This window comes from Modestobacter caceresii, assembly GCF_000761485.1.
Classification (GTDB): Bacteria; Actinomycetota; Actinomycetes; order Mycobacteriales; family Geodermatophilaceae; genus Modestobacter; species Modestobacter caceresii.
The window spans coordinates 1-9,839 of record NZ_JPMX01000130.1 but is presented as its reverse complement, the minus strand read 5'-3'; the positions used below and the strand labels follow the sequence as shown (position 1 = coordinate 9,839).

The window sequence follows — 9,839 nt, the reverse complement described above, 5'->3', positions numbered from 1 at the left end:
AGGGTGACCGTCCGGCGTGGCAGGACCGTCGCCCCAGTGGTGACCGCCCGCAGGGGCAGGGTCATCCGCAGGGTGACCGTCCCGCCTGGCAGGACCGGCGCCCCGAGGCGGACACGGCCGTGCGTCGGGCTCCTGGCCCTGCGCTGCCGGAGTGGGTGGATCCGCGGGACCTCGACCAGTCGGTCCGGTCGGCGCTGCGTGGCCTGGACTCCCGCAACGCCGACACCGTGGCTCGACACCTCGTGGCCGCCGGCGGACTGCTCGACGACGAGCCGGAGTTGGCGCTCGAGCACGCCCGCGCCGCCCGGGACCGCGCGTCCCGCATCGCTGCCGTCCGTGAGGCCGTCGGCGTAGCGGCCTACCACGCAGGCGACTACGCCGAGGCCGCCCGCGAGCTGCGGGCCTACGCCCGGATGAGCGGTGACGACAGCTATCGCGCGGTGCTGGCGGACTGTGAGCGCGCCCTGGAGCGGCCGGAGAACGCATTGCGGCTGGTCCAGGAGGCACTGGCGACCCAGCCCGGTGACGAGGAGCTCGTGGAGCTGCGGCTCGTCGAGGCCGGGGCACGACAGGACCTGGGCGAGACGGCAGCCGCTGCGCTCGTTCTCGAGGCTGCCCTCGGCGGACGTCCGACCCCTGCGACCCTGGGCAACCCGGACCTCGGCCAGCTCCGGCTCGCCACCGCGTACGCCGAGCTGCTCGACGCCCGCGGCGAGGAGGAACTGGCCGGGGAGTGGTTCGCCGCCATCGCCGCGGCAGACCCCGACGACCTCACCGGTGTTGCGGCCCTCTTCGCGGACGAGGACGGGGATGAGGACGAGGCCACCGACGAGACCGAGGCCACCGACGGCCTGGCAGTCGACGGCCCGGTCGCCGACGCAGAGGTCGACGAGGACCAGCTCGTTGCCGAGGAGCCCCCGGCGGAGGTCGCCGAAGCAGATCGCCCGGGTGTCGCCGCCGCCGAGATCGGCGGGGTCGAGTTCGCCGATGTCGACTTCGGTGACGTCTCGGCCGATGACATCGAGGCCGAGGTGGCCGAGCTCCTCGGCGAGACGCCGCCCCCCGTCGAGCGGGACCACACGCGCCTGTTCCAGGAGGCGCCTGGGCATGACGTCCCGGAGCAGGAGTCACCGACGGACTGAGCTCCGTCGTCCACACCGGCCAGGTGCGTCCACAGACCGTGGGCACACCTGGCCGGTGTGCTGTCCGGGCAGCGAGGCTCGCGGCATGAGCCTTGCTGTCATCGACCGGAACGACGTCGTCCTGCGCGGCCGGCTGTCCGCCCCACCCGAGCTGCGCCCGTTGCCCAGTGGCGACACCCTGCTCGTCTTCAAGCTCGTCGTCCGCCGGGACAGCCCCCGGCCCCGCGGGCCGAAGTCCGACGTGATCACCTGCGTCAGCCTGTTGCCGGCGCTCCAGCGATACGCCGCTGCCTGGACTCCGGACGACGTCGTCGAGGTGGAGGGGTCGCTGCAGCGCCGGTTCTGGCGGACCCCGACCGGCACGGCGGTCGCCTACGAGGTCACCTGCCGGCGCGGCCGCAAGGTCTCCCGGGGAACGCCGCGGGCGTCGGCCGAGCCGGCGTGACCGGCCCCGGACCGACGCCCCGGGCCGGCCGGTCAGTGCCCGTGCGGGCGCAGCACCAGACCGGTGCGGGGCTTGGGCACGAAGAGGGTCGACTTGCGCGGCATCCGCGCCCCCGCCCGGGCGACCGCCGCGACGTCGGCCGGCGACGGGGAACGCAGCAGCAGGGCCACGCCGGCCCGGTCCGCGGCCAGCCGCAGCGCCTCCTCGACGTCGTGGGCGACCAGCACCGACGACGGGTCGTCCGGGCGCCCCCACAGACCGGTCAGGAGGGCGGCGTGGGCGAGGACGACGTCCAGCCGCCGCCAGGCCGTGGGCGCCTCGGCCGGCACGGCCGCCCGCATCGCCGGCGACGGCTCGGAAAGCTCGGCGACCCGACTGCCGTCGGTGAGCAGGAACGTCCCGTCCGCACCGGTCTCCAGCCAGTCCGCGATCACCGGCCGGACGTCGCTGCCGGGCAGCTCGAGCTCACGGACCGCGAACCCCGCAGCCGCCGACTCCACCGCGGCCGACATCGACAGGTCGGGCACCACGCGGTGGATCGCCCGGACGCGGAGCCCGCCGGCCCCCATCGGCGTGACCAGCGCCAGCACGCTGCCCTGGCCGGCCCGGCCCCGCTGGTGGTCGCGGGCGGCCGCGAAGCGGTGGTGCCCGTCGGCGATCACCGCGGCCGTCCCGGCCAGGGCGTGGGTCAGCCGGTCCAGCACCTCGGGGTCGGTGACCCGCCACAGCCGATGGACCACCCCGTCGGGGTCGGCGACCTGCAGGGTGGGCGGGACGTCCCCGGTCTGCCGGGTGAGAGCCGCCACCTCCGGGTCGGGGTCGTGCGCGAGGACGATGGGCTCCAGATCGGTGTCCGTCGCGGCCAGCAGGGCGGCGCGTCCGGCGACGGCCGGGGGGAAGGTGTCCTCGTGCGGGAGCACGGCCACCGAACCAGCGGCCGGCAGCGTCACCGCCCCCAGCCAGCCGATCGTGGGAACGGCCCCCGGCGCGGCCATCTCGTACCGCCACAGCGCAGGCACCTCGTCGTGGACCAGCACGTCTTCGGTCAGCCAGGTGCGCAGCGTCTCCCCGGCGACGGCGGCAGACCGCCGGTCGCGCTCGGCGCGGGTCGTCTCCCGCCCCGGCAACGGCTCGACGCCGGGCAGGATCAGGCGGACGATGTTGTGCGGATCGGCGGCGGCCAGACGGTCCCGCCCCGCCGGGTTCACGAGGTCATAGGCCGGTGAGCTCACCCGTGCCAGGTGCTCGCCGTCGTGTTCGCGGTAGGTCACGGCGCGGAACGGCCGGACGTCGAGGCCCGTCACGACAGCGGGCGGGGCGTCCGCCGACGTCGAGGGCAGGGGGTCGTCGAGGGCACGGGTCGATGGTAGGAGTGCCCCCGCCGGGGGCGGGAGCGGTGCCTGGCGGCACCGGCGGCGCGTGGAGCACCCGGGGGGTGCGGAGGAGGAGCTGCGGTGGCGGACCCGGGGCAGCCGGACGGCGGCGTCTACGACTGGTACCAGCGAGGGCTCGACCTGCTGGGCGACGGCAACCCCGATGCTGCCGCGACCCTGCTCGACCGCGCACTGGCCGCCGAGCCCGGTTCGCGCAGCGTGCGGGAGGCCCTGGCCCGGGCTCAGTACGACGCCGGCCGGTACCGCGAGGCGATCGAGTCCTTCGGCGCGCTGATCGCGGTCGACCCCGCCGACGACTACGCCCAGTTCGGGCTGGGGCTGGCCGCCAGCCGGGCCGGGGAGCTCGAGCTCGCCGCCGAACACCTCGCGCTGGCCGTGGCGATGCGTCCCGACCGCGACCACTACGCCCGGGCGTTGCGCGGCGTCCGGGCCCGGAGGGGGCCGGCGACGGAGCTGCCCTGAGGCCCGACCGCACGCCCTGCGACAGGATGACGGCGTGAGCTCCGACGCTGGGTCCAGCCCTCGCCCGACCGACGCCCGTCCGCCGCTGGCCGCCGGCACCGACACCCCGCCCACCCGCGCCTACGACGTCGCCCTGCTCGACCTCGACGGCGTCGTCTACGTCGGCCCCGTTGCCGTGCCCGGGGTCCCCGCGGCCCTGCAGACCGCCCGGGACCAGGGCATGCGGCTGGGCTTCGTCACCAACAACGCCGCGCGGACGCCGGAGCAGGTGGCCGGGCACCTGACCGAACTCGGCATCCCGGCCGCACCCGACGACGTCATCACCAGCTCCCAGGCCGCCGCCTCGGTCGTGGCCGGGCTGGTCGGACCGGGCGCGCGGGTCCTGCCGGTCGGTGGCCCCGGGGTCGCGGCCGCCCTGTCGGCAGCCGGGCTGACGGTGGTCGAGCGGGCCGAGGAGGAGCCGGCCGCCGTCGTCCAGGGCTACGGCCCGCAGGTGGGCTGGGCGCAGCTGGCCGAGGCGGTGGTGGCCGTGCGGGCCGGCGCCCGGCACGTCGCCACGAACACCGACGCGACGATCCCCTCGCCCCGCGGCGTGCTGCCCGGCAACGGTGCACTGGTCGGCGTGGTCAGCACGGTCACCGGGCAGCAGCCGCTGGTCACCGGCAAGCCCGACCCGGCGATGCACGCCGAGTGCGTCCGCCGGACCGGCGCCCACCGGCCGCTGGTGGTCGGCGACCGGCTCGACACCGACATCGAGGGTGCCCGCCGGGCCGACGCGGCCAGCCTGCTGGTGTTCTCCGGGGTGGCAACCCCGGCCGACCTGCTCGCCGCAGGCCCGGTGCACCGGCCGGACCTGCTCTCCGCCGATGCGGCCGGGCTGCTGGTCGAGCACCCGGCAGTGACCCCGGTCGAGGCCGAGGGGACCTGGCGGTGCGGCGGCTGGGAGGCCGCGGCCGACGGGGAGCAGGTGACGTTGCGCGCGGTCGGGCCGGAGCGGGAGGGGGCCGACGGGCTGGACGGGTTGCGTGCGCTCGCCGTCGCGCACTGGTCGCGGCACCCCGCGGCGGGGCGGCCGGCGGTGCTGCGGGCCGGGGACGACGCGGCTGCCGGGGTGCTGGCCGGCTGGGCCCTGACCGCCGGGTGACGGCCCGGGCCGGCGGTCAGAGGAGCGAGCGCAGCCGCAGCATGTCGCGGAGGCCCGCTTCGAGCTTGATCCGGCCCGACGCCCACGCGGGTGCGAAGGACAGCTGCCCCGAGGTCAGGGCCAGCAGGTCGTCGCTGGTCATCGTCAGCCGGATGTCGGCCTTGGGCACCGCCGGCCCGTCCGGCAGCGCGGTCATGTCGTGCACCGAGCCGCGGGCCAGCCGGCCGGCGACCACCTGGTCGAGGTCGGTCAGCCGGCAGGAGACGCTGCGGTCCAGGTCCCGTGCCGCTTCCTTGGCCGCCAGCTTGCCGACGAAGTCGTCCAGGGCGGTCATGCACTCGTCCAGCGTCGCCACGTGTGGTGCCTCCTCCAGCCGGTGACCGGGCTCGTCCCGGCCGCGCGGTCGCAGCGGGACGCTACCGGCGGGGAGGACGAGCGGGCGCGGGCGGTCCGGCGCGCAGCGCGGTGTCGTTGCCGAGGGCGGGTCCACCGGCTCCTCCGGTGCACCGTCGCCGGTCGGTGCCGGCCGGTAGCCTGCCAGGTGGTCGCCGGGTCCCCGGTGACCGGCGAGCCGGCACTTGCCGGCTCGCGGCGTCGACCGCGTGTGGAGGAGGAGCCCGTGAGCGTGCCTGGCAAGCCCCGCCCGGTCCCGCACCCCCCAGGCGGCGCCCGGCCCGCTCCGGCGCCGGCGGGCACCGGTGCAGCGGCCACGCAGGAGTCCACGGCGCGTCCCGCGGCGTCCCCGTTCGCCGACCTGGCCGGTCGGCCGGTGGCCGAGCACGTCGCGGTGTTCGAGGCCGAGCACGAGCGGCTGCAGCGCGAACTGTCCACCATCGACCAGCTCTGATGGCCCGCCGCAGCCGGCTCGACGCCGAGCTCGTGCGCCGCGGGCTGGCCCGCTCCCGGGAGGACGCCGTCGCGCTCATCGCCGAGGGCCGGGTCACCGTCGGTGGGCAGGCCGCCACCAAGCCGGCCACCGGTGTGGAGGCGGGCACGCCCGTCGTCGTCCGCACCGACCCGGACCAGCCCCGGTGGGTCTCCCGCGGCGCGCACAAGCTGATCGGCGCCCTGGACGCGTTCGGAGTGCCCGTCGAGGGCCGGCGGGCTCTGGACGCCGGGGCCTCCACCGGCGGTTTCACCGAGGTCCTGCTGAGCCGTGGCGCCCGGGAGGTCGTCGCCGTCGACGTCGGCTACGGCGAGCTCGCCTGGTCGCTGCGCACCGACGAGCGGGTCGCCCTGCACGAGCGGACCAACGTCCGCGAGCTGACCCCGGAGGCGATCGGCGGCACCACCGACCTGGTCGTGGCCGACCTGTCCTTCATCTCCTTGCGCCTGGTGCTGCCGGCCCTCACCGGCTGCGCCGGGCCCGACGCCGACCTGCTGCCGATGGTGAAGCCGCAGTTCGAGGTCGGCCGCGACCGGCTCGGCTCGGGCGGGGTCGTCCGCGACCCGGCCCACCGCGCCGACGCCGTCGCCACCGTGGCGGCGGCCGCCGCCGAGCTCGGCTGGGGCACCGCCGGGGTGGTGGCCAGCCCGTTGCCCGGCCCGGCCGGCAACGTGGAGTTCTTCCTCCGGCTCCGCCGGGACGCACCCCCACCGGACCAGGCCGACATCGACCGAGCAGTTCAGGAAGGACCACAGTGACCGAGCCCCAGCCAGGCGCATCGGCGGGCGCCGCCGACGAGGCCCGTCCGGCTCAACGGCGGGTGCTGCTGGCCGTGCACACCGGGCGCGCCGACATCGTCGGACTCGCCCGCTCCGCTGCTGCCCGGCTCGCCGAGGCAGGCATCGTGGTCCGGCTGCTGGACGACGAGGCCGAGGCGATGGCCGTCCCCGGCGCGGAGGTCTGCCCCTTCGGGCCCGGAGCGGCGGAGGGCGTGGAGATCGTGCTGGTCTTCGGGGGCGACGGCACCTTCCTCCGGGCTGCCGAGATGGCGCGCAGCACCGATGCGGCGATCACCGGCGTCAACCTCGGCCGGGTGGGCTTCCTGGCCGAGACCGAGCCCGAGGCGGTCGAGGAGATGATCGCCGCGGTGCAGCGCTGCGAGTACGCGGTGGAGGAGCGGCTCACCCTGGAGGCCACCGTGCTGGACGCCGAGGGCCGGCCGACCGGTGAGGGCACCTGGGCGCTCAACGAGGTCTCGGTGGAGAAGGTCGAACGGTCCCGGGTGCTCGACGTCGTCCTGGAGGTCGACGGACACCCGCTGACCAGCTTCGGCTGCGACGGCATCCTCTGCGCCACGCCCACCGGGTCCACCGCCTACGCCTTCTCCGCCGGTGGTCCGGTCGTGTGGCCCGACGTCGAGGCGCTGCTCCTCGTGCCGACGAACGCACACGCCCTGTTCGCCCGGCCCCTGGTCACCTCGCCGACCTCGGTGCTGACCATCGCCGTGCCGCCGGACGGCACCCGGGCCCGTGTGTCGGCCGACGGCCGGCGGGTCGTCGACGTGCCCGACGGCGGCCGGGTCGAGGTCCGGCGCTCCGAGCGGCCGGTCCGGATCGCCCGGATGAACCCGACTGCCTTCGGCGACCGGCTGGTCGCCAAGTTCGGGCTGCCGGTGCGGGGCTTCCGCGGCGCCCGCTCCCACGGGCCCGGCCAGGAGGCGCCCATCGGGCGCACCAACGTGCTGACCGGGGACGTCAACACCAGCGACGGCGTCCTGCGGACCGCAGAGGAGGTGGGCGGTGGCCACCCGGACGGCAAGGCGTGAGCGGCCGGCTCCGCAGCCGGAGCCCGCGCAGGCGCCGAACGGCGCGCTGTCGGAGCTGCACATCCACGGCCTGGGCTCCATCGACGACGTCACCCTGGAGTTCGGCCGCGGCCTGACCGTGGTCACCGGGGAGACCGGTGCCGGTAAGACGATGGTGGTGACCGGCCTGAGCCTGCTCTTCGGCGGTCGGGCGGACCAGGGGCGGGTCCGCGCGGGGGTGCGGGCCGGCGTCGAGGGCCGGCTGGTGCTGCCGCCGGACTCCCCGGTGTGGGCCCGCGCCGCCGACGCCGGCGCGGAGCCCGACGAGGACGGCAGCCTCATCCTGGCCCGCACGTTCAGCGCCGAGGGGCGCTCCCGGGCCCACCTGGGCGGCCGCAGCGTGCCCGTCGGCGTGGTCGCCGAGCTGGCCGAGGAGGTGCTCGCGGTGCACGGGCAGACCGACCAGCTGCGGCTGACCCGCCCCGCGGAGCAGCGGCGCGCCCTGGACCGGTACGCGGGTGCGGAGCACCTGGCGCTCGTCCAGGAGCACCGCGCCGCGCACGTGATCTGGCGCCGGCTGGCCGACGATCTGGACCGCCGTCGCGGCCAGGCCAGGGAGCTCGCCCAGGCCGCCGACGTGCTGCGGCACGGCCTGGAGGAGATCGCCGCGGTGGCGCCCGAGCCGGGTGAGGACGTCGACCTCGACACCCTGGCCAAGCGGCTCGGCGACGCCGATGCGCTGCGTTCGGTCGCCGACACCGCCCGGCTGGCGCTGGTCGGGGACGTCACCGGCGACCTCGGCGGCGACGGCGACCTCCCGCAGGACGCCACCAGCGCGCTGGCCACGGCCGAGCGGGCGCTGGCCGGTTCCGACGACCCCACCCTGGTCCTGCTCGCGCAGGACCTCGCCGACGCCGTGGCCGTGGTCTCCGATGTCGGCGTGCAGCTGGCCAGCTACGTCGCCGACCTGGACGCCGACCCGGCACGGCTGGCCGAGGTGCTCGACCGCCGCGCGGCGCTGACCGCGCTGGTCCGCAAGTACGCCGACGCGGGGGAGGGGCTGGCCGGTGTGCTGGCCTGGTCCGCCGACGCAGCCGACCGGCTGTCCCAGCTCGACGTCTCCGACGAGGCGCTGGCGACGCTGGAGGCCGAACGGGACGCCGCCCGCGCAGAGCTGGCGGCGCTGTCCGCCCGGGTCACCGCCGGCCGTCAGGCCGCGGCGGAGGGCTTCGCCGCCGAGGTGGGGGAGGAGTTGGCCGGGCTGGCGATGAAGAACGCGCAGGTGTCCTTCCGGATCGACACCGACGTCGACCAGCCCGGACCGGACGGCGCCGACGAGGTCGTCCTGCTGCTGTCACCGCACCCGGGGGCACCGGCCCGCCCGGTGCACAAGGGCGCCTCCGGCGGTGAGCTGTCCCGGGTGATGCTGGCCATCGAGGTGGTGTTCGCCGGCGCCGACCCGGTGCCGGTGATGGTCTTCGACGAGGTCGACGCCGGGGTGGGCGGTCAGGCGGCCGGGGAGATCGGCCGGCGGCTGGCCCGGCTCGCCCGCGAGCACCAGGTCGTCGTGGTCACCCACCTGGCCCAGGTCGCCGCCTTCGCCGACACCCACCTGGTGGTGGACAAGTCGCCGGACACCGCCCTGGGCGTCACGGCCACCGACATCCGGGCGGTGCGGGACGAGGACCGGGTGCGGGAGCTGGCCCGGATGCTGTCCGGTCTGGCCGACAGCGACACCGGCCAGGCCCACGCCCGGGAACTGCTCGCCGTCGCCGCCGAACGAGGCCGCTGACCCCCGGCCCCCGGACGAGGGAGCCGGGTGGCCCCGTCCAGGAGCTCGCGAGGAGTGCGGAGGACGGGGCCCTTCCTCAGGGGCGCTTGGCGTACCCGGCCAGGCCGAACTGCAGCAGCGCGAGCCCGCGGCGGCCGCGGGCGCGCAGCTCGGTCACCAGCTCGGGGCCGGACGCGCCGGCCAGCACCCGGTCCCGAGCGGCTTCCAGCAGCGCCGAGTACAGCCCCAGGACGGCGTTCGCGGCCAGCCACGGCTCCAGGTCGCCGGCGGCGGCGCGCGTCTCCAGGGTGATCTGCTCGGCGAGGGTGTCGGTCAGCGCGCCGAGGATCTCCCGTTCCCGGGCCTGCAACGTCCGGCTGCCGCGGATGATCCGGGCCATCTCGGCGACGCCCTCGGCCGCCGCGGGGGACCCCAGCTGGCTCACCGCGGCGACGACGAAGCCACCGGCCGCAGCTGCGGCCGACTCCCCGGCCGGGCGCCGGCGGACGGCGTCCAGCAGTGCCGCGCGCATCGGCGGGTCGGCCTCGAAGACCAGCCCCTCCTTGACCGGGAAGTGGTTGAAGACGGTCTTCTCCACGACGCCGGCGCGCTGGGCGATCTCGATCACGCTGACGTGGTCGAAGCCCCGTTCGGCGAACAGCTCGGCCGCCGCGTCGACGATGGCCTCCCGGGTGCGCAGGCGCCGCTGCTCGCGCAGGTTCGGGCCGCGCCGTTCCCGGCGACGGGCCCGCCGGCCGGGGCCGGCGGCGTCCGCGGGCTCGGCGGCGCCC

The 9,839-nt window shown here is 76.7% G+C and carries 11 protein-coding genes; 8 read left to right on the top strand and 3 right to left on the bottom strand.

The window, feature by feature from the left end:
* Positions 1-155 precede the first annotated feature (155 nt).
* Together IN07_RS23055 and IN07_RS23050 are read left to right on the top strand one after the other, a co-directional pair.
* Entirely contained in the window at positions 156-1,142 is a 987-nt protein-coding gene (locus IN07_RS23055) for a tetratricopeptide repeat protein (protein WP_052091680.1), read from the top strand.
* Between the two features lie 85 nt (positions 1,143-1,227).
* Positions 1,228-1,587 (top strand): single-stranded DNA-binding protein, encoded by a 360-nt coding sequence (locus tag IN07_RS23050; protein ID WP_036341277.1) that lies wholly within the window; start codon positions 1,228-1,230, stop codon positions 1,585-1,587.
* A gap of 32 nt (positions 1,588-1,619) precedes the next feature.
* Here the strand turns inward: IN07_RS23050 and IN07_RS23045 are convergent, their stop codons facing one another.
* Positions 1,620-2,891 carry a DUF1015 domain-containing protein gene (locus IN07_RS23045; RefSeq protein WP_036341272.1) on the bottom strand — a complete coding sequence of 424 codons (1,272 nt, stop codon included), beginning with the start codon at positions 2,889-2,891 and terminating at the stop codon, positions 1,620-1,622.
* A 150-nt stretch (positions 2,892-3,041) separates the two neighbouring features.
* Here IN07_RS23045 and IN07_RS23040 point away from each other — a divergent pair, with 150 nt between their 5' ends.
* Both IN07_RS23040 and IN07_RS23035 read left to right on the top strand, forming a co-directional pair.
* Positions 3,042-3,443 (top strand): tetratricopeptide repeat protein, encoded by a 402-nt coding sequence (locus IN07_RS23040; protein ID WP_036341269.1) that lies wholly within the window; start codon positions 3,042-3,044, stop codon positions 3,441-3,443.
* 34 nt (positions 3,444-3,477) lie between these two features.
* Positions 3,478-4,587, top strand: coding sequence for an HAD-IIA family hydrolase (locus IN07_RS23035; protein WP_064972478.1), 1,110 nt, complete (start codon positions 3,478-3,480; stop codon positions 4,585-4,587).
* Between the two features lie 16 nt (positions 4,588-4,603).
* Here the strand turns inward: IN07_RS23035 and IN07_RS23030 are convergent, their stop codons facing one another.
* Entirely contained in the window at positions 4,604-4,942 is a 339-nt protein-coding gene (locus IN07_RS23030) for an alkyl sulfatase C-terminal domain-containing protein (RefSeq protein WP_036341266.1), read from the bottom strand.
* Positions 4,943-5,206: 264 nt separating this feature from the next.
* Between IN07_RS23030 and IN07_RS23025 the strand changes: the two genes are divergently transcribed.
* The 4 genes from IN07_RS23025 to recN are packed head-to-tail and all read left to right on the top strand — an operon-like array spanning position 5,207 to position 9,069.
* The gene (locus IN07_RS23025) at positions 5,207-5,434 is read left to right on the top strand and encodes a hypothetical protein (RefSeq protein ID WP_156119354.1); all 228 of its coding nucleotides are present in this window, start codon (positions 5,207-5,209) and stop codon (positions 5,432-5,434) included.
* Positions 5,434-6,231: a TlyA family RNA methyltransferase gene (locus IN07_RS23020; protein ID WP_036341261.1), complete on the top strand. Its 798-nt coding sequence runs from the start codon at positions 5,434-5,436 to the stop codon at positions 6,229-6,231. Before IN07_RS23025 ends, IN07_RS23020 begins: the two co-directional genes overlap by 1 nt.
* Positions 6,228-7,298, top strand: a complete 1,071-nt coding sequence (locus IN07_RS23015; RefSeq protein ID WP_064972477.1) for an NAD kinase — start codon at positions 6,228-6,230, stop codon at positions 7,296-7,298. The genes IN07_RS23020 and IN07_RS23015 overlap by 4 nt, the downstream gene beginning before the upstream one ends.
* Positions 7,273-9,069 (top strand): DNA repair protein RecN, encoded by a 1,797-nt coding sequence (recN, locus tag IN07_RS23010; protein ID WP_081975647.1) that lies wholly within the window; start codon positions 7,273-7,275, stop codon positions 9,067-9,069. The genes IN07_RS23015 and recN overlap by 26 nt, the downstream gene beginning before the upstream one ends.
* Positions 9,070-9,145: 76 nt before the next feature.
* Here the strand turns inward: recN and IN07_RS23005 are convergent.
* Positions 9,146-9,839, bottom strand: a 694-nt coding sequence (locus tag IN07_RS23005; protein WP_036341258.1) for a TetR/AcrR family transcriptional regulator, incomplete at its 5' end; no start/stop codon positions are given.